Source organism: Blautia caccae, from assembly GCF_040095955.1.
Taxonomy (GTDB): Bacteria; Bacillota; Clostridia; order Lachnospirales; family Lachnospiraceae; genus Blautia; species Blautia celeris.
Window position 1 is genome coordinate 57,456 of sequence record NZ_JBBMFP010000011.1, and the last position, 23,693, is coordinate 81,148.

At 47.5% G+C, this 23,693-nt stretch carries 21 protein-coding genes; 16 read left to right on the forward strand and 5 right to left on the reverse strand.

Going from position 1 to position 23,693, the window contains the following annotated elements; genetic code table 11:
- Positions 1-186: 186 nt before the first annotated feature.
- The 4 genes from WMO65_RS13635 to WMO65_RS13650 all read right to left on the reverse strand — a co-directional run bounded on the left by WMO65_RS13635 (position 187) and on the right by WMO65_RS13650 (position 4,131).
- Positions 187-459, reverse strand: a complete 273-nt coding sequence (locus WMO65_RS13635; RefSeq protein WP_033139018.1) for a CD3324 family protein — start codon at positions 457-459, stop codon at positions 187-189.
- 193 nt (positions 460-652) lie between these two features.
- Positions 653-1,615 carry an acetylxylan esterase gene (locus WMO65_RS13640; RefSeq protein WP_148393199.1) on the reverse strand — a complete coding sequence of 321 codons (963 nt, stop codon included), beginning with the start codon at positions 1,613-1,615 and terminating at the stop codon, positions 653-655.
- A 64-nt stretch (positions 1,616-1,679) separates the two neighbouring features.
- Positions 1,680-3,029: an ABC transporter substrate-binding protein gene (locus tag WMO65_RS13645; protein WP_148393198.1), complete on the reverse strand. Its 1,350-nt coding sequence runs from the start codon at positions 3,027-3,029 to the stop codon at positions 1,680-1,682.
- Between the two features lie 166 nt (positions 3,030-3,195).
- The gene (locus WMO65_RS13650; protein WP_187370644.1) at positions 3,196-4,131 is read right to left on the reverse strand and encodes an AraC family transcriptional regulator; all 936 of its coding nucleotides are present in this window, start codon (positions 4,129-4,131) and stop codon (positions 3,196-3,198) included.
- 200 nt (positions 4,132-4,331) lie between these two features.
- On the opposite strand from WMO65_RS13650, the gene WMO65_RS13655 reads away from it, so the two are divergent.
- The 16 genes from WMO65_RS13655 to WMO65_RS13730 all read left to right on the forward strand — a co-directional run bounded on the left by WMO65_RS13655 (position 4,332) and on the right by WMO65_RS13730 (position 22,084).
- The gene (locus WMO65_RS13655; protein WP_148393196.1) at positions 4,332-6,713 is read left to right on the forward strand and encodes an ABC transporter permease; all 2,382 of its coding nucleotides are present in this window, start codon (positions 4,332-4,334) and stop codon (positions 6,711-6,713) included.
- 24 nt (positions 6,714-6,737) lie between these two features.
- On the forward strand, positions 6,738-7,508 hold the full coding sequence (locus tag WMO65_RS13660; RefSeq protein WP_033139022.1) for an ABC transporter ATP-binding protein: 771 nt from the start codon (positions 6,738-6,740) through the stop codon (positions 7,506-7,508).
- A 13-nt stretch (positions 7,509-7,521) separates the two neighbouring features.
- Positions 7,522-8,202: a response regulator transcription factor gene (locus WMO65_RS13665; RefSeq protein ID WP_148393195.1), complete on the forward strand. Its 681-nt coding sequence runs from the start codon at positions 7,522-7,524 to the stop codon at positions 8,200-8,202.
- Positions 8,189-9,463 (forward strand): sensor histidine kinase, encoded by a 1,275-nt coding sequence (locus WMO65_RS13670; RefSeq protein WP_148393194.1) that lies wholly within the window; start codon positions 8,189-8,191, stop codon positions 9,461-9,463. Before WMO65_RS13665 ends, WMO65_RS13670 begins: the two co-directional genes overlap by 14 nt.
- A gap of 180 nt (positions 9,464-9,643) precedes the next feature.
- Complete coding sequence (gene hypB, locus WMO65_RS13675; protein WP_033139025.1) at positions 9,644-10,318, forward strand: hydrogenase nickel incorporation protein HypB; 675 nt, start codon at positions 9,644-9,646, stop codon at positions 10,316-10,318.
- A 109-nt stretch (positions 10,319-10,427) separates the two neighbouring features.
- Positions 10,428-13,115: an FAD-dependent oxidoreductase gene (locus WMO65_RS13680; RefSeq protein WP_349064285.1), complete on the forward strand. Its 2,688-nt coding sequence runs from the start codon at positions 10,428-10,430 to the stop codon at positions 13,113-13,115.
- Between the two features lie 4 nt (positions 13,116-13,119).
- On the forward strand, positions 13,120-13,461 hold the full coding sequence (locus WMO65_RS13685) for a hydrogenase maturation nickel metallochaperone HypA (protein WP_148393192.1): 342 nt from the start codon (positions 13,120-13,122) through the stop codon (positions 13,459-13,461).
- Positions 13,462-13,472: 11 nt separating this feature from the next.
- Positions 13,473-13,670 carry a hypothetical protein gene (locus tag WMO65_RS13690; protein WP_187370643.1) on the forward strand — a complete coding sequence of 66 codons (198 nt, stop codon included), beginning with the start codon at positions 13,473-13,475 and terminating at the stop codon, positions 13,668-13,670.
- Between the two features lie 230 nt (positions 13,671-13,900).
- The gene (locus WMO65_RS13695) at positions 13,901-14,611 is read left to right on the forward strand and encodes an SGNH/GDSL hydrolase family protein (RefSeq protein ID WP_148393191.1); all 711 of its coding nucleotides are present in this window, start codon (positions 13,901-13,903) and stop codon (positions 14,609-14,611) included.
- A 21-nt stretch (positions 14,612-14,632) separates the two neighbouring features.
- On the forward strand, positions 14,633-15,085 hold the full coding sequence (locus WMO65_RS13700) for a NanQ anomerase/TabA/YiaL family protein (protein ID WP_148393190.1): 453 nt from the start codon (positions 14,633-14,635) through the stop codon (positions 15,083-15,085).
- 115 nt (positions 15,086-15,200) lie between these two features.
- Positions 15,201-16,058, forward strand: coding sequence for an AraC family transcriptional regulator (locus WMO65_RS13705; RefSeq protein ID WP_148393189.1), 858 nt, complete (start codon positions 15,201-15,203; stop codon positions 16,056-16,058).
- A gap of 189 nt (positions 16,059-16,247) precedes the next feature.
- Positions 16,248-17,537 (forward strand): ABC transporter substrate-binding protein, encoded by a 1,290-nt coding sequence (locus WMO65_RS13710; RefSeq protein ID WP_435380248.1) that lies wholly within the window; start codon positions 16,248-16,250, stop codon positions 17,535-17,537.
- A gap of 81 nt (positions 17,538-17,618) precedes the next feature.
- The gene (locus WMO65_RS13715) at positions 17,619-18,506 is read left to right on the forward strand and encodes a carbohydrate ABC transporter permease (RefSeq protein WP_033139031.1); all 888 of its coding nucleotides are present in this window, start codon (positions 17,619-17,621) and stop codon (positions 18,504-18,506) included.
- Positions 18,506-19,339: a carbohydrate ABC transporter permease gene (locus tag WMO65_RS13720; protein WP_148393188.1), complete on the forward strand. Its 834-nt coding sequence runs from the start codon at positions 18,506-18,508 to the stop codon at positions 19,337-19,339. The genes WMO65_RS13715 and WMO65_RS13720 overlap by 1 nt, the downstream gene beginning before the upstream one ends.
- A gap of 28 nt (positions 19,340-19,367) precedes the next feature.
- The gene (locus tag WMO65_RS13725; RefSeq protein WP_148393187.1) at positions 19,368-20,492 is read left to right on the forward strand and encodes a Gfo/Idh/MocA family protein; all 1,125 of its coding nucleotides are present in this window, start codon (positions 19,368-19,370) and stop codon (positions 20,490-20,492) included.
- 245 nt (positions 20,493-20,737) lie between these two features.
- The gene (locus WMO65_RS13730) at positions 20,738-22,084 is read left to right on the forward strand and encodes an MATE family efflux transporter (protein ID WP_148393186.1); all 1,347 of its coding nucleotides are present in this window, start codon (positions 20,738-20,740) and stop codon (positions 22,082-22,084) included.
- 200 nt (positions 22,085-22,284) lie between these two features.
- On the opposite strand, the gene WMO65_RS13735 is transcribed toward WMO65_RS13730, so the two are convergent.
- The gene (locus WMO65_RS13735; protein ID WP_225305370.1) at positions 22,285-23,328 is read right to left on the reverse strand and encodes a LacI family DNA-binding transcriptional regulator; all 1,044 of its coding nucleotides are present in this window, start codon (positions 23,326-23,328) and stop codon (positions 22,285-22,287) included.
- Positions 23,329-23,693: the final 365 nt, after the last annotated feature.

Genomic DNA, 23,693 nt, shown 5'->3' on the forward strand with positions numbered 1-23,693 from the left:
TTTTCTTGGGTTCCAGCATGGTAGTTCCTCCTTTTTACGATATGGGGTTATTATAACGGGAGGATGCGGGGGAGTGCTACCTTAAACTTTTTTCCAAAAGAAAATGAGCAGATACCCATTGGGAAATATGGTATCTGCTCAAGAGGAAACTATTTGCAATTGACATTGTCTGCTTAATAGTTACAACTATTTTCTTTTTTCCTGTAATAAGATCCTCTGTACGCTTTTCAGGGACAGACAGTATTTATCTGCCAGCCGGACGGGGTCCGCGCCATTTTGATAATCACGAAACAGCCTGGTATTGCGGGCGGCGATTTCCTGCCGGATTCCTGTAGTGTCCCCCCAGGAACGTCTGTTTTCCGTCTTTCTGGGAATATAAATACTCTCTCCCTCCACGTACTGCTGTATTATTTCAAGCAGTTCTTTGGGAAGAATCTTATCAGCCTTTTTGTAGCTCATCCTGTCCTCCTTGATTTTTAAAATTCCAGGATTCACAAAGGCTATTTTATATTTGATGAGTATCCGCAATAGCCTTTGCTACGCGGACATAACATATCGTTTCATAAAAAATGCCTCCTTTTATTGTTCGAAAAAATTATTTTGATTTTCTGGTTTGATTATACTGTATGTGGAGGCATTTGTATAGGAAAAGTTAAAGCAATTCGGTCATAAACTGCATCATTTTGTCCTGAAAACCAGGAAAGGGTTCATGGCCATATTCCGGATATATAATCATTTTTTTGTCGGAAGTAAGGGCATTGTAAGCTGCAAACTGGGTGGAAGGCGGGCATGCCTTATCTTCCAGTCCAATTCCCCATAAAACATCTGCCTTTACCCAGGGAGCCAGGTTTCTGATGTCAATATACTGCAGTTGTCTGAAAAAATCCTGCTCCTGCTCGTGGCAGGGGTCCAGGATACGGAAGTAGTCCCACAGTTCCAAATAAGCACCCTGGCATTCCTGGTGACAGCAGGCACCCTGGTAATCCGATAAAAAGGGGCTGCACGGAGCCGCTTTTTTGATTTCCGGCGTAAGGGCAGCACAGGCAATTGCCAGGCCGCCGCCCTGGGAGGTTCCGAATACGCCCAGTTTCTCGGCGTCTATTTCTTCAAAACGCATCAGGATTCTGGCAAGCAGTGTAGTGTCCAGAAAAATCTGACGATAAAGAAGTTTCTCTTTGGTATCCGTGATCCCACGGATCACGTGGCCGGTTACAGTTGTTCCGCGGACGCTTCCCAGATCTTCGGACAGTCCGCCCTGGCCGCGGCAGTCCATGGAGGCTATTGCAAATCCCATGTCGGTATACGCCATTTTTTCGCACCAGTCACCGGCATTCCAGCGGTATCCATGGAACTGCAGCAGGGCAGGAATGGGGTGTGAAATGTTTTTTGGCCTTAAATACTGGGCATGGATCCTGCTTCCGTTCACTCCGGTGAAATACAGGTGAAAGCATTCTGTATGTGTGCCCTGAAACTCTGCTTTCTGCAGACTGACATCAGGGTTTATCCGGTCTAATTCTTCCAGGGCATCTTTCCAATAATCTGTGAAATCAGCCGGCTTTTCCCCCATTCCTGTGTAGGTTTCCAGTTCTTTTAATCGATCGTGATAGGTTTTCATATACATTACCGGTATAATGCAGATGCATTATCATCCATCCTTTCCAAGCACAGCGCTTATACGCTTAATTGTTCATGTTAAATGCAACGGTATCCTGTGCCTGCTTCAGCTCGGATTCAAAATCAGCGCCTGTCTGGATAATGTTGGAGACCGCAACACCCACAGCATCCACGGCATCATAATAATATGTTCCCCTGACACTTACAGGGACTTTTTCTGCAAATCCGACAATGTCTGCATAGACTGCCTGACCACCGTAATACTCCTGTCCTTCGTTGTAGACATCGCTGTCTTTCATTGGGAGCCATGTGGCTAATGCTCCTGATTTCGGAAGAATTGTTTCATACAGTTCTACACTGCCTGCGAATGTTTTGCCAAGGAAATCAACAGCCAGGTCCGGGTTCTTTGAGGTACTGGAAACGGCCCAGCTGGAACCGCCGTTGCTGGAATAATTGGTGGCACCTTTGATATTATCAAGAGCCGGCATATTGGTGATGCCCCATTTTCCTGACTGGTCCTCTGCACCCTGAATACTGCCGGAAATCCAGCATCCATTGATTGCACAGGCTACGCTGCCGCTGTTGAGAGAGCCTACATACTGATCCCAGTCAGTGACTTCTGTAAGAATTCCCTTTTGAACCAGTTCTATATATACGTTCATAGCAGCGCGCAGGGATTCATTGTCCACCATATTCACACTGCCGTCATCATGGAAGGCGGTAGCACCTGTGGAACGCATCATCATCATGACAAGTTCCGGACTGCCTCCATTGCCTGACAGAAGGGAAATACCGGTTTTTTCTTTCACCTGTTCTCCCAGTTCAATAAATTTACTCCAGGTAATATCAGTAAAATCGTCCAATGAAAGCCCGGCATCAGCCAGAATGTCTGTCCTGTAGGCAGCTACACACGCTCCGTTGTCAAAGGGAACGGCATAGTTTTTTCCATCTTTCATGGATTCCGCCACCTTTGATTCGCTGAACTGGTCAAAGGGGATTCCTGAATCGCTCAGATCAGAAAAAATGTCAGGATAGCTCTCCAGAAACTTTTGATATGTATGATCCTGCAGAAGGAAAATATCAGGAAGTATGCTGGTATCATCAGCCAGAGCCGCGGTTGCGATCTTGGTTTCCACATCGCCTGAAGTCAGTTCCACAATGTCCAGTTTGAAATCAGGGTGATCCTTTTGATAGATTTTTTCGGCCTCTTTCATGGCGTAAATATTGAAATTCTGGTCCCAGGCCCAGACCATAAGCGTATTTTTATCGTCCTCTGTTTTTTCAGCCTGAGGAGTAGTTTCAGTATCCGCGTTTGTTTCTTTTTTATCCTCATTGGTGTCTTGTGTTTCGCCACATGCACTTAAAGAAAATGCCATAATGCCTGCCAACAGTAAAGTAATCATTTTTTTCTTCATAATAATCCCTCTCGGTTCTTATATTTCACAGAACGGGCCCTTCTCCGAACCTTATAAGTGCGGAAAACTCTGTGATTCACTGTGGTCACATTATAGTATAGGTAATGGTATCCATGTCATCAATTCCGGTTAAAAACTATGCAATTTCACTCATTTTTTCTGTGCATTACCATCCTTCTTCTGTCTGGATATTGTATTCCAGAAGCTTGCGTTCATAATTTTCGGGATGGTTTCTCCATTCTCTGGGGGAAATACCAAGTATTTTTTTGAAATTTCGGTTAAAGGTGGTGAGAGTTTCAAAGCCTGTTTTATAGGCAATATCTGCGATAGGATCATTGCTCATCTGCAGAAGGTCACATGCCATTTGTATTCTCACCAGATTGATATAGCGGGCCGGGGACATTTTCATGTATGCAGTAAAGACCTTGCGAAAATGATTTTCTGTAATAAAACATCTGTCAGCCAGGTCTTTTACGGAAATATTGTCAGGATAGTGGATGCTTATATAGTCCACGACATTTAATAAAAGTACTGTCAGTTTGTCTGCGTCATGTTCCCCGGGTTCCAGCGTGTCACTCTGATTCATCCTGGCAATTTCCATCATAAGTGCTGACAGAAGCCCATCGGCCTCCTCTTTGTAGTAGACCGGATGTTCTTTGGCCAGAGCCAGCAGACGACGGATCAGCTGTCCTGTAAAAGGATAATCTTTCTCTGAGAGAAAGGATGCTTTTTTATTGATCTGCCGAATGATCTTATCCGACAAAATAGGATTTGCCTGGTGGAATTGGCTGATGATTGAGGAAACATCCAGAAACAGATATTCCCAGCTGCTTATGGTATTTAATTTGCTGTTGGTAGTGTGTGGGAAATTTCTGGGTATGATGGAAAACATGCCGCCCTGAAATTCATGTTTTGTATTTTCCAGGGATAATGTACCCTCTCCGTAATAGCAGTATCCTATTTCCATGTGATTGTGAAAATGAAGGTAATCTACCTCCACACCATAGCACTGTTTTAAATTTTCACCTGTCAGCGGAAGCATATGGCTGTCCGCCGGTATTTTGTAATATCTGAACTCCATTTTGGGCTTTTTCTTCTTCATCTGCACCATTCCTTTTTACGTGACCTGAGGTATGTTTTTTATATTATAGCAGAAAAAGAGACATGTTCACAAAAAAGAATGAGACTTGTACAGCGGCTATGATATGATACATGAAACAGGAAAAATCCCCGATTTAAGGATTTTTTCACAATTACAGGTTTATAATCCTCTCAGAAAACAGGAAAGGGAAGGATAGTCAGATGCTTTACAGAATATTAAAGAAGGATTTGCTGAGGAGAAAAGGGGTCAATGTGATACTGTTTCTGTTCATCACAATAGCCACGATCTTTCTGGCCAGCAGTGTGAACAATATCCTGGTGGTGAGTTCGGCCATCAGTTATTACATGGAGTTTTCCGGGGTTCCGGATGTGAATTTTATTCTGAAGGGAGATACGGAGAAAGAGAAAACAGAAGAGTGGCTGGACGATGGGGCGAAAGATGTGAAGGAATACGGAGACAGCAGTATGATCGCTCTCAATGACCAGAATATGAGAATCATAAAAAACGGAAAGAAAAAGGAATACGCCGCCGCAGGCACCAGCGTTTATTTAGCCGCTGCAGGTATGGAATACTGTAAGGTTTTTGACCTGGATGGAAAGCCGTTTTCTCTGAAAAAAGGTGAAGCTGCCCTGACCAGGGATGCCATGGAGAGAAACCATCTGGAGTCCGGGGATAAGATCTCCATTTCAGTGGGAAAGACAGAAAGGAAACTGACGGTTTCCGAGCAGATAAAGGACGCGGCTTTTGGAAGCGACATGGTTGGAATGAACCGGATCATCGTCAGCGAAGAGGATTATGAAACATTCCTAAAGGATGAGAATGCAGAGAATATCCGTATGTTCTGTGTTATGACCGACAAGGCGGCAGAGTTTGTGAGAGATCTGAACAACCAGGACTTTACCACTGTTTTAAGTACGGTCTCAAAGAGTATGTATAAAATGATCTATTCTTTTGATATGATCATGGCAGCGCTTTTGATCCTGGTCGGTATCTGCCTGATCCTCATTGCCCTTCTGGTACTCCGCTTTACGCTGGTATTTACCATGGAGGAAGAATACCGGGAAATCGGGATCATGAAGGCAGTGGGATTCCGGAATTTCGCTGTGAAAAAGGTATATCTCTTAAAATATCTGGTTCTTGTGACGGCAGGTACTGTGGTGGGATTCGCAGCCAGTATTCCGGTCAGCAGGGCCATGGTGGCAAGTGTCAGCAGAAATATGATCATGGAGGACAGCGGCTCCAATTTGTGGGTGAATTTTATATGTTCCGGTTGCATTATTTTGCTGGTAATGCTTTTCTGTTATACCAGTACCGGAAAGCTGGATAAGATATCAGCCATCTCTGCCATCAGGAGCGGAAAGACAGGGGAGAGATTCAAAAGAAGAGCCGGAATCAGACTGAACAGGAGAGGGAAAATGTCTGTTCCCATGTTTTTGGGACTGAACGATATGCTTACCCATATGAGGCGGTATCTGGTGCTTATGATCACCTTCTGCATCAGTTTCGTGCTGATCACCATACCGCTGAATACCATCAATACCATGAGGAGCCGGGAGATGGTAGTCAAGTTTGCCCTGGACCCTGACAGCGCCGTGTATGTGAGAAGAATCGAGAAGGCAAGTGAGGGAAATTACAGATACAAGGATGACCTTTTGGCAGGAATGCAGCGTGTGGAGCAGGAGATGAAGGCGAAGGGATATGATGCAGAGCTTACGGGCATTCCGTTTTATTTCCTGAAAATCTCTAAGGATGGTGTCGTCTCAGACCAGAAGCTTCTGGTATTACAGAATCTGGGACAGAACAATGATTATCTGCATTATGACAAGGGGGAAGCCCCCAGGCTGGAAAATGAGATTGCTCTCTCCGAGACAGTGCTGAAGCAGAATAAATGGAACATTGGAGACTGGGTAGATGTAAATATCGGCAGCAAAGAGAAGAGATTACTAATAACAGGGACGTATTCTGACTATATGCAGATGGGACAGTCCGGCAGGATGAATCCTGTGATCGATATGAAGGAAGAGATGATGGCGGATTACTGGAATATCCTTGTGGATATGAAGACGGATAAGACACAAAAGGAACTGGCCGCTGACCTTAAGAAGGATTTTCCGCAGTATGAGTGGGATGACGCCCAGTCTCTGGTTGACCAGAATGTGGGCGGGATCCAGGACTCTTTGGCAAAGCTTCTGTTGCCCATGACCGGTCTTCTCTGCGCCATTATCATGCTGATCACTGCCCTTATGGAAAAGCTGTTTATTGTAAGAGAGAAGGGGGAGATCGCCATGATGAAAAGTGTGGGGTTCCGCAACCGGAGTATCCGCAGGTGGCAGATCCTTCGTATGGTCTGGGTGGTTCTGGTATCTATGATAGCGGCAGTTCCCCTGTCTCTTCTGAGCAACCGGTTTATGTTAAGACCTATCTTTGCCATTATGGGGGCTGATGTGGAGATCCAGGTCGTGCCCTGGCAGGTGTACGGTGTCTATCCGGGAATCCTGATGGTAGGAATCATCGCAGCTACCATATTTGCAACCGGAAAAGTGAAACAGATCCATATACGTGAAATGAATAATATAGAATAAAAATCCAGGTGGAGGGAGAAAGAAATGGAGTCTTTGAAAGTTTCAAATTTGTGCAAAACATATATTATAGAGAAGCGTCAGAATAATGTTCTGAGAAATGTTAATCTGGAGATAGAACAAGGGGAGATGGTGGCTGTAATGGGGCCTTCCGGTTCCGGCAAAACGACCCTTCTCTATACAGTCAGCGGCATGGACAATGCCACTGCGGGCAAGGTGGATTTCTTTGGACGGGAGATGACAGGGCTTACTGCAAATGAGATCAGTGATATGCGGCTGGAGCAGATGGGGTTTGTGTTTCAGCAGATGTATATGCTGAAAAATCTTTCTATTTATGATAACATTATTATGCCGGCCTACCAGACACCTGCGGGAAAGACAAAGAAAGGCCGGGCGGCCGTCAATGAGAGGGCAAAGATACTGATGCAGAAGCTGGGAATCAGTGAGGTGGCGGACAATGACATCAACGAGGTATCCGGCGGGCAGCTTCAGAGGGCCTGTATCTGCCGCAGCCTGATCAATGAGCCAAAGATCATCTTTGCGGATGAACCTACAGGTGCGCTGAATAAACAAAATTCTATAGAGGTTATGGAGGAGTTAAACCGCATCAATCTGGACGGGACCAGTATCCTTCTGGTCACACATGATATGAAAGTGGCGGCGCGCTGTGAGCGGGTGCTTTATATAGAGGACGGTGATATCCGGGAGGACATTACACTTGGAAAATGGCAGAAAGACCAGGATATGAGGGCAAGAGAGCGGACATTGAATGACTGGCTCATCAAGCTGGGCTGGTAAAGAAAGGATTTGTATGAAAGATATTTTGCTGGTGGAAGACAACAGGGAGCTGGCAGAGCTTCTGCAGGCATTTTTGGAAAAAGACGGGTTTACTGTTCATCCGGTACCTACCGGAGAGGAGGCGGCAGTATATCTGGAAGAGAACAATGTGAAGATCATGCTCCTCGACATTATGCTTTCCGGCATGGATGGTTTTGCCGTCTGCCGGACAGTGCGGGAGAAAGGAGATATCCCCATATTGATCATGAGTGCCAGAGCGGAAAAGGATGATAAGTTAAACGGATTCGGTCTGGGGGCAGATGACTATATGGAAAAGCCTGTGGACCCGGACCTGCTGACTGCCAAGGTGCGGGCACTGCTGCAGAGAACTTACGGGGCCAGAAGTGAGACGGACTATCTGGTATCAGGCGGCCTTACCATAGACAAAAATGCGCGGAAGGTTTACCGGGACGGGCAGGCAGTGGAGCTGAATGTAAAAGAGTATGAACTGCTGTTATTACTGGCTGAAAACCCGGGGAGGACCCTTCACAAGGAATATCTTTTTGACCGGATCTGGGGTATGGACAGCTTCAGTGAGAATCAGACGCTGACGGTGCATATCAGAATGCTGCGAAACAAAATAGAGGAAAATCCTAGGGCGCCCAGGCGCATTCAGACTGTCTGGGGTGTGGGGTATCGGTATGAGGAAATATGACAGGATTCTGGCAGTAACGGTATGTCTCTATCTGCTGTTGGCACTGGGAACAGGTCAGATTCTTTACCAGATGCAGGAGCACAGAGACAGGGAATTCCGGGTGGAGATCAACCGTCTGTATCATACCATATCAGCGGGAACACACCCGGAGGAAGTGGAGTTGAGCGGATTTCGGGATGTATACAGGATTGACAGTCTGCCCCTTGCTGATGCGGCTGACAGGGAGAAGTCAGAAGCATTTTACAGTGATGAAAGTAACGGAGGCAGTGTTATAAAACCCTGGTATACGGACAGCCGTCTGAAAGGGTATCTCCGGTTTTCATACAGGGAAGAAAATATGAGCCTGGGCGGTGTGATGGTGACCGTGCAGGCTGGTCTTGCACTTATGGCAGCATTTGTGGTGGGGATTTTACTGTATTTGAAATACCGGGTCATCCGTCCATTCAACCGGGTAAGCGAACTGCCTTATGAGCTGGCAAAAGGCCACCTGAAAGGCGAGGTAAAGCAGGAGAAAAACAGATATTTCGGTGACTTTCTCTGGGGAATCGGGCAGTTAAAAGATACGCTGGAAGTGACGAAAAAGCGGAGGCTTGAGCTGGAAAAGGAAAAGAAAAAAATGCTGCTGTCCCTGTCCCATGACATGAAGACGCCTCTTGGGACCATCAGACTTTACGGAAAAGCCCTGGAGCAGGGACTCTACGATACAGAGGAGAGGAAGTGCCACGCTGCCCGGCAGATCTGTGCGAAAGCAGAAGAGATTGAGGGATATGTGGCGGAGATCATAAGAAGCTCAAAGGAAGATATTTTAGATATCCGGGTGGAAATGGGAGAATTTTATCTGGAGGAACTGGTAAAGCGGGTGGCAGACACCTATGTGGAAAAGTGCGCAGTGCGAATGATGGAGCTGCAGATCGGCAGATATGAGAACCGGCTGGTGCGCGGGGACCTTGACCGTATACTGGAAGTGTTTGACAATGTGATGGAAAACGCCTTTAAATACGGGGACGGCAGAAGAATTGAGATCAGCTTTTATGAGGAGGATTTCTGCCAGCTCATCCGCATTTTTAATACGGGGGAGGCCGTGTCGGAGAATGATTTCAATCACATTTTCGAGAGCTTTTTCAGAGGGACGAATAGTCTTGGGCAGCAGGGCAGCGGGCTGGGACTTTATATCTGCAGGGAGATCATGCGGAAGATGGACGGGGAAGTGTTTGCAGAGAAGGAGAAGGACGGGATGGGAATTGTGCTGGTATTCCGATAGTGAAAGGAATGTCTGGTCATGAAACCGGACGAAGATAAAACAGCATGATACAGCAGCCATGTTTACGGAACCGGCGGTTTGTCAAAATTTTTGACAGACTGCCGGTTTTGTCTATAGTAAAAGCAGTTCCGGCATAGTATGATGAGAGTATGAAACAGCACGGAAAGGAGGGATGTGGAAATGGAAGCATTCCGTACCATTGAAGTAAAACGAAGCATTTTTGATAATAACGACAGGCAGGCGGAGCAACTTCGCAGAGAACTGAAAGAGAAGAGGGTATTCCTGCTGAATCTCATGTCTTCCCCGGGTTCAGGCAAGACGACAACCCTGCAGCGGACCATTGAGGCATTGAAGGAGGAGCTGAAGATCGGCATTATGGAGGCGGATATTGACTCTGATGTGGATGCCCGCACCATAGAGAATATGGGGGTAAAAGTAATACAGCTCCATACAGGGGGCATGTGCCACCTGGATGCGGATATGACGAGGCAGGGGCTTGACGCCATGGGAACCGGAAGCGTGGACCTGGCTGTGCTGGAAAACGTGGGAAATCTGGTCTGCCCGGCGGAATTTGACACGGGGGCAGTGAAGAACGCCATGATCTTATCGGTTCCGGAGGGAGATGACAAACCTCTGAAATATCCGCTGATGTTCTCCGTATGTGATGTGGTGCTGATCAACAAGATCGACGTGATGCCCTATTTTGATTTTGACCTGGAAAAATGCAGAGAAAACATCAGACTGCGCAATCCCGAGGCGAAAGTGATCCCAATCAGCGCAAAGACAGGGGAAGGTGTGGATGCGTGGGCAGATTGGCTGAGGACAGAAGTAAACACGTGGAGAGAAGCAAGGTAATCCGGAAGCAGGACTGTGAACAGCAGCAGGATAGCTGCAAAAGAGCATCTAAAGAGTTGCAAAAGAGCAGCGAGGCGGCTGCAGAATGGTAGAAAGGGTGGGTTTGTATATGGCAAATTTAAGACCGAAGATCGTGAAACTGGCAAAAATGGTGGGCGGTGTTGCAGGGGCAATGAACCGGATCGATGAGAAGGCTCCGGAATACTATGCGCTGAATGCTGTGGTCACGGATGATATGGCAGATGTAGCCCTTGTTATGGGGCTTCGCCAACCGCGTACCTTTGAGTATATTGTGGAGAAATGCGGCAGAAGCCGGGAAGAGACCAAAAAGCTTCTGGACCAGCTTACATACACAGGCGTGGTGAAGGTATGGACAGATAAAAAGGATAAGAAGGACCGGTATTTCATCAATATTTTTGCACCTGGCATGCTGGAAATGATGGTAAATAACCGGGAGCAGCTTGCCGCGCATCCTGAGATCGGCAAGGCATTTGAGGAGTATACCAGAAAGAGGATCGCACCTATGGCGCCCCTTTTTCCGGAAGGCATGGCAATGATGCGTGTGACGCCTGTGGAGAGTGCTGTCAAAGACCTTCCGGGAGTACAGCCCTGGGAAAAGCTGTCTTATTATCTGAGAAAATACGATACATTCAGTGTGTCTGACTGTTCCTGCCGCCAGTCCAGAAAGGTGCTTGGCGAGGGCTGCGGACATCTGGAAAAGGATATCTGTATCCAGATGGGAACAGGAGCAGAATATTATATCAGGACAGGAAGAGGCCGTCAGGTGAGCCGGGAGGAAGTGCTGGAAATCCTGAAATTTGCGGAGGACAACGGCCTTATGCATGAGATGCCCGCAACAGACGGGCTGGGTGAATCGGCGGCAATCTGCAACTGCTGCAGCTGTTCCTGTTTTTCCATGCGTATCGCAACACTGTTCCGCACACCGGATGCCATCCGCTCCAATTTTACAGCGGAGGTGAACCCGGAGGAGTGTGTGGCCTGCGGGCAGTGTGTGGAAAACTGTCCCACAAATGCCCTGAAGCTGGGACAGAGACTCTGTGCCAAAAAGCCGGTTCCAAAGACAGAGGAACCTACGGCCAGGGATCATGTGTGGAGCAAAAAGAACTGGAATATGGACTACAGGGAGAACCGTCAGGATGTGGCGGAGGAGGGAACTTCCCCCTGTAAAACCGCTTGTCCGGCCCATATTGCGGTACAGGGCTATATCAAGCTGGCTGCCAGGGGAAAATACAAAGAGGCCCTGGAACTGATCAAAAAGGAAAATCCATTCCCGGCTGTCTGCGGCCGTATCTGCCCGCATGGCTGTGAGGATGAATGTACCCGCGGGGATATTGACGAGCCCATCGCCATTGATGAGATCAAGAGATTTATCGCGGATAAGGAACTGGACAGTGATGTGCGCTACATTCCGCCGAAACGCTACCATCTGGGCAATAAGATCGCCATTATCGGCGGCGGCCCTGCAGGACTTTCCTGCGCGTATTACCTTGCCATTGATGATTACCGGGTGACTGTTTTTGAAAAACAGGAGAAGCTGGGCGGCATGCTGGCACTTGGAATCCCCTCCTTCCGCCTGGAAAAAGAGGTGCTGAATGCAGAGATTGATGTGCTGAAAGAGATGGGTGTGGAATTTAAGACCGGCGTGGAAGTGGGAAAAGATGTGACGCTGGATGAACTGAGAAAACAGGGCTACGAGGCATTTTACATAGCAGTCGGCGCCCAGGGCGGACGCAGGCTGAACGTGGAAGGAGAGGACGCTTCCGGTGTGGTATCCGGTGTGGAATTCCTGCGCGAAGTAAACCTGGGATGCGGCCGTACCCTCGCCGGAAATGTAGTGGTAGTGGGCGGCGGCAACGTAGCTGTGGATGTGGCCCGCACAGCCACAAGGCAGGGAGCTGCCACGGTAAAAATGTACTGTCTGGAAAGCCGTAAGGAGATGCCTGCCCTGGATGAGGAGATTGAAGAGGCAGAGGCTGACCATGTGGAATTCCAGAACGGATGGGGCCCGAAACGCATTCTGACAGAGGATGGAAAGGTGACAGGCGTGGAATTTATGCGCTGTGTCTCTGTCTTTGATGAGATGCACCGTTTTGCACCGAAATACGATGAGGAGGATACCATTACGGTTCCGGCTGATACGGTTCTTCTCTCCATTGGGCAGTCTATCGAGTGGGGCAGCCTGCTGGAAGGCAGCAAAGTGAAACTGGGCCGTGGAAACACTGCGCAGGCTGACAGCCTTACTTATCAGACCGGAGAAAAAGACGTGTTTGTGGGCGGCGACTGCTGTACCGGTCCGAAATTTGCTATTCACGCCATCGCAGCCGGCAAGGAAGGAGCAATTTCCATCCACAGATATGTGCAGCCGGGACAGACTCTGACCTTGGGCCGCGACAGAAGAGAATACCATGCCTTTGATAAAAATAACGTGGCTGTGGATCTGCAGAGTTTTGACAATACACCGAGACAGCGCCCTGCCCATGCACAGGAGAAGAAGGGCACTTTCCGGGATGACAGGATGACATTTACAGAGGAACAGATGAAAAAAGAGACGGAGAGATGCCTGGGCTGCGGTGCCGTACAGGTGGATTCCTATATGTGTGTGGGCTGCGGTATGTGCACCACAAAATGTAAATTTGATGCCATTCATCTGAAACGTACCGGTCATTCCAAACCGGATCTGTATGAGAAGCTTCCGGTGAAAATCGCGGCAAATGCAGTGAAGAGAAGCGGAAAAATTGCCGCCTCATCTGTGAAAACTACCCGCAGAAAGGACTGATCCTATGCATGAACTTGGAATCCTGGACGCCATGATCCACACCATTGAGGATGTGGTGCGGGAAGAAGGAGCCGAAGAGGTGGAACGAATCGTATTGGATGTGGGAGAGCTCTCCGGTGTCGTGCCCAGATATCTGGAGGAGTGCTGGCCGGCAGCCAGATACAAAACCTCCATGGAGGAGACAGAACTGGAAGTATGCGTAGTGCCCGGCATTGTAAAGTGCCGGGACTGCGGCAGAATCTTCAACGCCATGGAGTACGACATGCGCTGTCCAATGTGTGAGGGGCAGCAGATGGAGATCCTTTCAGGAAATGACCTGATGATCAAGGAAATTCTATGTAAATAGGGGGAATGGGTATGTTTGCATTTTACGAGGGCGTTCCCACAGCACTGGCGGAACCCGGTATTTATCTATATGATCCTTCATATAAGAAAGACAAAACGCAATCCCTACAGGACAGAGCTGTATTCAGACCTGGCGTCCTATCAGAAAATAAAGACACTGGCAAAACAGGCAGGATGAACGCAGTCCTTTATTTAGAAGCAACAGAATAACAGGCATGTCCGGAAATTGGAAGACTGCCCAAAAAGGTTCTTTGGAAAACCTTTTGGGCAGCCTTTTTTTGTGTACTGCAAAATAAGCATATTGTGCTATTTTTGAGCGCGTGTTCCATATCGAAACCGGGAAGGATTTGTTATAATTAGAAAAAATATTAAATCACAGACGGCTGCGAGCGGACAACCGTATCAGCGGTCTGTACAGCGGCAGGGAGGAGGGATGACGCATGATTTCAACAAAGGAGGGATATGCAAGAGCAGAATATTTTTCCAGCATTGCGGCAGCGGACAGCAGAAGAAAGGAATTCGACATTAAGAACCATTCTCTTATTTATACGGAGCAGAAGCCGGATTTTCTGTTTATCGGAGATTCGATTACCCATTACTGGGAGTTAAATGCATACTTTAATCTGCCGGGACAGTTGATCGTGAACCGGGGAATCGGCGGTGACACAACAGAATTCTTAAAAAGGCGGTTTTATGCGGATGCTCTGCAGTTAAAGCCAAGATACTGCATAATGGGCATTGGAATCAATGATTCCATTGAACTGGAGGGGGATTATTGGAAAAGGCTGGAGCCGAAGCCTTATGAGGAGGTCCTGACAACAGCTCAGAACAATATCAGCAATATAATATGCCAGGCAGAAAATACAGATACCACTTTAATTCTGACCTCTCTTCTGCCGATACATATTCCCATTTTGTTAAATGAAGCGGTTCGCAAAAGGTATATTAAAGAGATGAATGCATGGCTGACGCAGACAGCGAGAAAGAATAAGCTGATTTTTGTAAACTATTATAATACCACCACATTTCCGGGAACCGAAAAGCTGCTGGACGGCATTACCTATGACGGTCTGCATCCCAATGCAAAGGGGTATGAAATTATGGCAGCCGTTTTGAAGAATACACTGCACCAGTACAAGATCGATCTGTGATCAATCAGGAGGAAAAATACAATGATCTTTGATTCCATTCAAAACAAAGAAAATTACAGGGAGTACGAAACACTTTATCAGATACTATGCTATTTGGAGGGGCTGAAGCAGGGAGAACTTCCTCTGCCGGATACAGTGATCTGTGAGGACCGCGCTTTCTGTAATCCTGTTTCTCTGACATCAAAACCGGAAGAAGCCTGTATTTATGAAGCACACAAAAAATATATAGATTTACACTACATTGTGTCAGGCAGAGAGGGAATCGCCACAGCGGATGTCAAATCCCTGACTGCGTCAGTCCCATACAATGCGGACAGGGATATTGCCTTTTATAAAGGCAGTGCATTTGGCCGTTATCTGTTGAAACCGGGTGATTTTATGGTGTGTTACCCCAGCGATGCCCACATGGTGGCAATCATGGAAAATAAGCCGGAAAATATAGAAAAAGTAGTAGTTAAAATAAAAGTACAGTAGTCAGTAAGAGCGGGCGGGGCAGCTATAAAGTGTAGATCGACAGGTGTATCTTCACGGATAGCTGCCTTATTTATTGCTGAAAGCTGCATAAAAAATTTATAAGGAGGATTCCTTCATGTCAGTGATTGACAATATACGTTTTACATTTCTCTATATTGATCTGTATTCCATGGGAAGGACATGGGTATATCCGGAATCAGTCATACCATATAACATTTTTCGGTACATAGTGAAGGGAAAGGCAGAGTTCTGTATTGACAGCGAAGAGATTCTGGTGGAGGAGAACCAGATCGTGTACATACCCAGCGGGTGCAGAATGTCCTGCCATGCACTCAGCGATACATTTGAATTTTTCAGTATCCGTTTTACCACCTCTGTTTTTTATGAAGGTGAAGATGTGTTAAAAGAATACTATGGAATACCAAGGGTTACACAGAGTATGGGAGAAGATAATTATTTCAAAGAGATCTACAGGTGGGTGAAGACAGAGCATATCGCGAAGAAATGTTTTGTGCGGGGATACCTGGACCTGCTCATAGGCTCTCTTGCAGTCAGAGGAGAGAAGATAGACAGGGTGAAAGGAGAAATCAAAACAGAAGAGTATGATTTGGAGAGAATCAAAAAAAGAGCCATGAAAACGAAGAAGCAGATCGATCCCAGGGTACAGATCGTGGCGGATTATATCGTTCTCCATCCAAAAGAAAAATATACGCCTGAAAAAATGGCAAATATGGCGGAACTGAGCAAGCAGAGGTTCAGCAGTCTTTTTAAGGAAAACATGGGAAAAACGCCCATGGAATACGTGAGAGAGATCCGGCTTACCACTGCGGCAAGGGCTCTTTTGGTGAGCAATGATAATGTCAATGATATTGCCTACGAGGTGGGATATGAGGACGCCAATTATTTTATCAGAGAGTTTAAAGCAGCTTTCGGGTTTACACCGAATCAGTACCGGAGGGTGGCAAGAGAATAAGAATAAGTGTCTAGTGCTATTATTGAGCGTTTGGTTAGTAGATGTACACAAAGAAAATAGGTAAAATAAACTTACAATAAACAAATCGATACGGCCGATATCGGGGAACAGTAAAAAGTGAACAGAGAGGAGAGCTTTATGAGAAGAAAATTAGCAGTTTTGCTGGTGGGTACCATGATAGGTTCCGCCATGCTTGCAGGATGCGGACAGAACGGGAATACAGAAAGCAAACAGACAGCAGCGGAAACAGGAGAATTAAAAGGTGACATTACATTTTGGCATTCCTTTACACAGGGGCCGCGTCTGGAGGTGATACAGGAGACCGCAGACCAGTTTATGAAGGATAACCCGGATGTAAACATAACCATAGAGACGTTTTCCTGGGGGGATTTTTATACGAAATGGACCACCGGTCTTGCATCCGGGAATGTGCCGGATATGAGCACTGCGCTTCCCGGTCATGTGGTAGAGATGATGGACGCAGAGGCCCTGGTTCCCCTGGATGATCTGATCGATGACATAGGTAGAGATAAGTTTTCAAAAACTGCCCTGTCGGAAGGAGAAAAGGACGGCACCTGCTATTCCCTGCCATTGTATTCCCATGCACAGGTCATGTGGTACAGAAAGGATCTGCTGGATGCAGCAGGACTTGAAGTTCCCAAGACATGGGATGAATTTGCCGATGCGGCAAAAACCCTGACAAAAGACGGGGTTTACGGATGTTCCTTCCCCTGCGGTTCCAATGACCTTATGGGAACACGTTTCTTAAACTTCTATGTGAGAAGCGGCGGCGGGAGCCTTCTTACAGATGATCTGAAAGCAGATCTGACAAGTGATCTGGCACTTGACGGCATTCGTTACTGGCTGGACATTTATGAGAATTGTTCTCCGAAGGATTCTGTAAATTATGCAGTATTAGATCAGGCAACCCTGTTCTATCAGGGAAAGACAGCCTTTGACTTTAACTCCGGTTTCCAGATCGGCGGCGTTGAAACGAACTCCCCTGATTTGGTGGATCAGATTGACTGTGCGCCTCTTCCGAAGATAAATGCGGATGACCCGGAATACGGAGCGGAAACTTCCAATATTCCGATGGTGGTATGGGAGAACTCAGAACACCCGGAAATATGCAAGGAATTTATCAAAAAATTATACGAGAAAGATACCTATATCAAATTCCTGGAGGCAACACCGGTAGGTATGCTGCCTTCCATTACAGGTATTTCGGACACACCGGAATACAAAGAGAACGAAACCGTACAGAAGTTCTCCAATGCGGTAGATGTAATCACAAAAACCACGGATATGGGTACTGCCATAGGATTTGAAAAAGGTCCCAGTGTTCAGGCCGGTCTTCTCACATCTCAGGGAATCATAGAGAGTATGTTCCAGGATATTATCACAAACGGAACGGATGTGGAAAAAGCTGCACAGACAGCAGAAGACAAACTGAATGAGGTATTCAGCACTGTACAGTGATTTTGAATACATAACCTGTTACCAGGGACTGCCCGAACCACCACGAAGGGCAGTCCCATCCCTCAGAAAGGCGGCATTTTTGTGAAAAGAAAAGTAAAATTTGATTATGCCCGCTGGATTTTCGTACTTCCTGCACTGCTGGTTGTGGGGATACTGTTGGTATATCCTATCTTTTCCAGTTTATATTACAGTATGACGACCAAGCATCTGATCAAGGCTTCCTATGATTTTATAGGATTGGAAAATTATAAAGCGGTTTTATCAGACTCTAATTTTTATAAGGCATTTTTGACCTCCATACTCTGGACCGTGGGTTCATTGTTAGGACAGTTGTTCATCGGATTTACAGCAGCACTGGCCATTAATCGGGTGAAGATCGGAAAGGGAATTTACAGAACCCTGATGATCATTCCCTGGGCATTCCCCTCTATTGTAATCGCACTTTCCTGGAAATGGATACTGAACGGTGTTTCAGGTTTCCTTCCGAATATTCTTGTCCAGTTGGGCATCAGCAGCGAACTTCCGCAGTTTTTAAGTGACAGCAGCCTGGTATTTCTGACATTGATTTTTATTAATGTCTGGTTCGGTGCGCCGATGATCATGGTAAATGTGCTGTCTGCACTGCAGACCATTCCCCAGGACCAGTATGAGGCAGCTCAGATTGACGGTGCTTCCAAATTCCAGCAGTTCTGGCATATAACAGTACCGCATATTAAAGTCGTAGTCGGCCTGCTGGTAGTGCTTCGTACCATCTGGGTATTCAATAACTTTGATATTATTTATCTTCTTACAGGCGGCGGCCCTGCCAACGCCACGACCACAGTTCCTGTCTATGCGTATAATATGGGCTGGGGAACAAAACTTCTGGGCAGGTCATCTGCAGTCACTGTACTTTTGCTGGCATTCCTGCTGCTGGTTTGTTTGGTTTACTTTACGATTATTGGAAAATGGGAAAAGGAGGACAAGTGATGACAAATCAAAAAGAAAAGATCGGCAATGGACTCTGCCATGTATATTTGATCATTTTGTCCGTGATTGCTTTTTTCCCGCTGGTATGGGTTTTATTGTGTTCCATAAAATCTTCGGGAGAGCTGACCGCAAATCCAACCCGATTTCTGCCAAAGCACTTTACACTGGAAAACTTTACCCATGTGATTCAGGACCTGGGATTTGCAGGGAATATCAGCAACAGTTTGATCATTGCAATATCAACTACCTGCATCGCCATTGTGGTATCATCCATGGCGGCATACGGAATCGTAAGATTTTTTCCGAAGCTGGGTTCCATTATGTCAAAGGTTCTGGTGGCAACTTACATGTTTCCTCCCATCCTTCTGGCGATTCCCTATTCGATGGTCATGGCAAAGCTGGGATTTGTCAATACCAGAGTCGGACTTGTCATAGTGTATCTCTCCTTCAGCGTACCTTATGCTGTATGGATGCTGGTAGGCTTTTTCAAGACAGTGCCGCTGGGAATCGAGGAAGCGGCAAGAGTGGACGGAGCCAATAAACTCCAGACTTTTGTGAGGATTGTACTGCCCCTGGTCATGCCGGGGATCGTGGCAACAGCCATTTATACATTTATCAATGCGTGGAATGAATTTTTATACTCTTTGATCCTGATCAACAGCACAGATAAGATGACAGTGTCTGTGGCTTTAAAATCTCTTCAGGGTTCAGAAATCCTGAACTGGGGAGATATGATGGCAGCATCTGCCCTGGTGGTGGTACCGTCCGTAATATTCTTTATGTTTATACAGAATAAGATTGCAGGCGGCATGACTGACGGAGCAGTAAAATAACTTTGGATATATTTGGAGGTAATAAAATATGAAGACAATAGGATATGCAATTGTGGGTACCGGTTATTTCGGCGCGGAGCTTGGACGTATTATGAAGGAGCAGGAAGGGGCCAGGATCGTGGCTGTCCTTGACCCGGAAAACGCCCAAACCGTTGCAGAGGAACTGGGATGTGACGTGGAAACAGATTTAGATACCTTGTACAGCCGGGAAGATGTGGAGGCCGTGATTGTGGCAACACCTAATTACCTGCACAAGGAACCGGTCATAAAGGCGGCAGAGCACGGGGTAAATGTTTTTTGCGAAAAGCCTATCGCGCTGAGTTATAAGGACTGCGACGAGATGGTAAAAGCGTGTCAGCAGCACGGTGTTACCTTTATGGCAGGCCATGTCATGAATTTCTTCCGGGGTGTACGTCATGCGAAAAAATTGATCAATGACGGAGTGATCGGAAAAGTTCTGTACTGTCATTCGGCCAGAAACGGATGGGAAGAACCGCAGCCGTCGATCTCCTGGAAAAAGATCAGGGAAAAATCAGGAGGACATCTGTATCATCACATTCATGAACTGGACTGTGTACAGTTCCTCATGGGCGGAATGCCGGAAACAGTGACCATGACAGGGGGAAATGTTGCGCACCAGGGGGATGAGTTCGGTGACGAGGATGACATGCTGTTTGTAAACATGGAATTTTCCGACAACCGTTATGCGGTTTTGGAGTGGGGGTCTGCCTTCCACTGGCCTGAGCACTATGTGCTGATACAGGGTACAAAGGGTGCCATCCGTATTGATATGTGTGACTGCGGGGGCACGTTAAAGGTGGATGGAAAAGAGGAGCATTTTCTTGTCCATGAGTCCCAGGAGGAGGATGATGACCGTACCAGAATATACCACGGCACCGAGATGGACGGAGCCATTATGTACGGAAAACCGGGGAAAAAACCACCTATGTGGCTTCACAGTATTATGAAAAATGAAATGAAATACTTAAACGGCATTATGCACGGAGCAAAGGCAGATGATGAATTCAAGCCTCTGCTCACAGGAGAGGCAGCAAGGGCAGCCATAGCAACAGCCGATGCATGTACCATGTCCAGGTATGAGAACCGCAAAGTGCAGCTGCGCGAAGTGTTAGGAGAAAAGAGCGAAGAATAGATTCAGGGTAATATACACCGCATTTTTTCTCTGACGGCTTCGGAAGAATCTTGACAAATAAAAAGTCATGTTATATAATGACAGCGTTCATCGGAGGGTGAACCATTCTGACAGAAATGGTAACCGGATAAGATGCTGGCTGAGATGCCTGCTTCTTATCCGGTTTTTTGTGTGGGTTTAGAGCCTTTTATAGTATGAAACCTCCGTGAAATGTACATTACGAGCAAAAGGAGAAAAATGAGAGTATGAGTCAAGGACAGAATTTTACAAAAGGAAAAATCCTGATGCCGCTTGTTAAATTTGCCCTGCCGGTGCTGGCGGCTATTTTTCTGCAGACCATGTATGGAGCAGTGGACATGCTGGTTGTGGGACAGTTTGCCCAGGCGGCAGACGTGTCGGCAGTATCCACGGGGAGCTGGCTGATGCAGCTTGTGACGGCTTTTGTGGTGGGTATCGCCATGGGTACTACGATTCTTCTGGGAAGAAAAATCGGTGAGGGGAGAGCAGAGGAAGGCGGCAGGATCATCGGAGCCAGTATCATGCTGTTCATCATCATAGGTATCGTGATAACCGTTATCATGGAAGCGTTTGCGGTGCCCATTGCCAGGATCATGCAGACACCGCCGGAAGCATTTGATGCCACGGTCTCTTATGTGAGAATCTGTTCCGCAGGGGCTGTGTTTATTGTGGCGTATAATGTGATCGGAAGTATTTTCAGGGGACTTGGAGATTCCAGGATGCCGCTTCTTACGGTGGCGATCGCCTGTGTGTTTAATATTGTCGGGGATTTACTGCTGGTGGGTGTTTTCGGGCTTGCCACTGCGGGGGCGGCCATTGCCACAGTGCTTGCTCAGGTGCTGAGTGTGGTGATCTCGCTGCAGATCATCCGGAAGAGGAAGTTTCCGTTTGTTTTTCACAGAAAGGATATTGCATTTGACAGAAAACGGATGGGGGAAGTGTTCCGGCTGGGATTTCCGATCGCGTTTCAGGATGTGCTGGTAGGTATTTCGTTTCTGGCGATCACTGCCATCGTCAACTCTCTGGGAGTGATTCCCTCCGCGGGAGTAGGGGTTGCGGAAAAGCTGTGTGGGTTTATTATGCTTGTGCCGTCTGCTTTTAATCAGTCCATGGCAGCGTTTGTCTCCCAGAATATGGGGGCCGGGGAGGCCGGAAGGGCGAAGAAGGCGCTGCTGTGCGGAATTGGGATGTCGCTGGCTGTGGGTGTTTTGATGGCTTATGGGGCATTTTTCCACGGGGATATCCTGTCGGGGATCTTTGCCAGGGATGGGGAGGTTATTGCGGCTTCGGCGGAGCATTTGAAGGCGTATGCCATTGACTGTCTGCTGGTTTCGGTGATGTTTTGTATGATCGGGTATTTTAATGGGTGTGGGAAGACTTTGTTTGTGATGGTGCAGGGAATCGTCGGTGCTTTCGGAGTGAGGATTCCGGTATCGTTTCTGATGAGCCGGATGGTGCCGGTTTCCTTGTTTGGGGTGGGGCTGGCGACGCCTTGTTCTTCGGGGGTGCAGATTGTTTTGTGTGTGGGGTATTTCTTTTGGGTGAATCGGAAGGGGAGTAGGGCGGTCGTGTGATGGTGGCTCACGGACGTCGGTATGGATAGGAGACCGGTAATGGGCCGGCGAGCCGTGGAGCCTCCTCCGGAATGCTGCCCGGAAGGAAGCTCCACGGCCCGCCGGCCCATACGGTCTCCTATCCATGCCGACTGGTTGTGGACGCGGGAGGAGAGGATGTGTATGGGGGGCTGTGGTGGTGAATCCAGGACCGGAGCTTTTTACAGGTTTTGGGAGCAGAGGATGGAGATGTTGGCGGCGGTGTCCTGGGTTGGGGGGAGTTTTTGTTTGTGAAGGTAGTCTCTTAGGTAGATCAGGGGGAGGTAGCCCTGGCGGTGGAGGTCCTGGGAGATGGAAAAGTCTATGGTTCCATCCAGAAGGAGAGATTTCGTGTGTTCTGACATGTCATGGCAGATGATGCGGATCTCTCCTTTTTTTTGTGCCGTCTCCACGGCTTTGGTACAGCCGGCTACGCTGCGGTTGGCCATGTAAATGGCTTTTATGGCCGGGTCTTCCTGAAGGGCGCTGAGGACTTTTTTGTAGGTGAGCTGGTAGTTGTTGTAGGTCTCTATGACCTGGATCTGGTCCCGGGGGAAGCCAATCTCAGACATGCGGGTGCAGAAGCCGTCCAGACGGGCACGGTGGCCGTCGAATTCCAGGTTGCCCGCCGCGGCAAGGATTCTGCCGGTAGAGGGGATGCATTTGCTGATGAGTTCGGCGGCAATGCGGCCGCTTTTATTGTAGTCCTGACCGATGAAGCAGAGTCTGTCGGTGCCGGGCAGGTCACTGTTGAAGGTGATGACCGGGATGTCTTTTTGGGTGAGGGAACGGATCTTCTCCTCAATGGATGGGTCGTTCATGGTGCAGACAGCAGCCCCCTGAATGCCCGCCTCTAAAAGTGCGTCCAGTTTTTCGATGCTTTCCTCCGGGATGTCGGTTTCGCATTCTTCTACCAGAATTTTTACATGGAAATCGGTGAGCTCGGCCTGGGCAGCTTCAATGCCGCGCATGATCTCCCAGCGGAAATGGCCGGTCCAGTTGGGCAGAAGCACACCAAGCTTGATCGGCGGAAAGCCCTGACCAAACAAGGTTTTCTGGTAGGTGCTGCGGGGGGTAAGGTAGCCGGTCTCCTGAATGGCTGCCATGACTCTTTCGTATACGTCAGGACTTACATGGGAACGGTTGTTGAGAACACGGTCTACCGTTCCACGGGACACGCCCGCTTTGTCAGCGACCATCTGTATGGTTGGTTTTTTGTTTATCATGATTCCTCCTGTTTATGTGCACGTGCTATTGCACGGGGATGGTATTTTTGCTCTGCGGCATCTTATGATTAAATTCTATCATATGGAGAAGGGGGTTGTAAATAGGGGGATTGGTTAAGTTTAACAAAAGGAGAAGAAGTGAGGGCTGATAAAATGGGATGTTCAAAAGCACAATATTGTGAAATGTAGCTAAAAATGAAAAAGAAAGGGCAGAGATGTTGACAAAACCGGGAGGCTTTTCTATAATTATAAGTGCAAAAGCACATAAAGTGTAAAAGCACAAAGAAAAACAGTTCACAGCCAGACGCCGGAGGGGGTCAAAAAGGCCGGGCTTCGCAATGCGGGGTGCAATGCCGGGGGGACTA

Coding starts and splice junctions, on each gene's coding strand:
- WMO65_RS13730 (WP_148393186.1), top strand. CDS start 20,738: ATGAGTCAAGGACAGAATTTTACAAAAGGAAAAATCCTGATGCCGCTT.
- WMO65_RS13665 (WP_148393195.1), top strand. CDS start 7,522: ATGAAAGATATTTTGCTGGTGGAAGACAACAGGGAGCTGGCAGAGCTT.
- WMO65_RS13725 (WP_148393187.1), top strand. CDS start 19,368: ATGAAGACAATAGGATATGCAATTGTGGGTACCGGTTATTTCGGCGCG.
- WMO65_RS13710 (WP_435380248.1), top strand. CDS start 16,248: ATGCTTGCAGGATGCGGACAGAACGGGAATACAGAAAGCAAACAGACA.
- WMO65_RS13660 (WP_033139022.1), top strand. CDS start 6,738: ATGGAGTCTTTGAAAGTTTCAAATTTGTGCAAAACATATATTATAGAG.
- WMO65_RS13700 (WP_148393190.1), top strand. CDS start 14,633: ATGATCTTTGATTCCATTCAAAACAAAGAAAATTACAGGGAGTACGAA.
- WMO65_RS13650 (WP_187370644.1), bottom strand. CDS start 4,131: ATGAAGAAGAAAAAGCCCAAAATGGAGTTCAGATATTACAAAATACCG.
- hypB (WP_033139025.1), top strand. CDS start 9,644: ATGGAAGCATTCCGTACCATTGAAGTAAAACGAAGCATTTTTGATAAT.
- WMO65_RS13655 (WP_148393196.1), top strand. CDS start 4,332: ATGCTTTACAGAATATTAAAGAAGGATTTGCTGAGGAGAAAAGGGGTC.
- WMO65_RS13680 (WP_349064285.1), top strand. CDS start 10,428: ATGGCAAATTTAAGACCGAAGATCGTGAAACTGGCAAAAATGGTGGGC.
- WMO65_RS13645 (WP_148393198.1), bottom strand. CDS start 3,029: ATGAAGAAAAAAATGATTACTTTACTGTTGGCAGGCATTATGGCATTT.
- WMO65_RS13690 (WP_187370643.1), top strand. CDS start 13,473: ATGTTTGCATTTTACGAGGGCGTTCCCACAGCACTGGCGGAACCCGGT.
- WMO65_RS13695 (WP_148393191.1), top strand. CDS start 13,901: ATGATTTCAACAAAGGAGGGATATGCAAGAGCAGAATATTTTTCCAGC.
- WMO65_RS13735 (WP_225305370.1), bottom strand. CDS start 23,328: ATGATAAACAAAAAACCAACCATACAGATGGTCGCTGACAAAGCGGGC.
- WMO65_RS13705 (WP_148393189.1), top strand. CDS start 15,201: ATGTCAGTGATTGACAATATACGTTTTACATTTCTCTATATTGATCTG.
- WMO65_RS13635 (WP_033139018.1), bottom strand. CDS start 459: ATGAGCTACAAAAAGGCTGATAAGATTCTTCCCAAAGAACTGCTTGAA.
- WMO65_RS13640 (WP_148393199.1), bottom strand. CDS start 1,615: ATGAAAACCTATCACGATCGATTAAAAGAACTGGAAACCTACACAGGA.
- WMO65_RS13685 (WP_148393192.1), top strand. CDS start 13,120: ATGCATGAACTTGGAATCCTGGACGCCATGATCCACACCATTGAGGAT.
- WMO65_RS13720 (WP_148393188.1), top strand. CDS start 18,506: ATGACAAATCAAAAAGAAAAGATCGGCAATGGACTCTGCCATGTATAT.
- WMO65_RS13670 (WP_148393194.1), top strand. CDS start 8,189: ATGAGGAAATATGACAGGATTCTGGCAGTAACGGTATGTCTCTATCTG.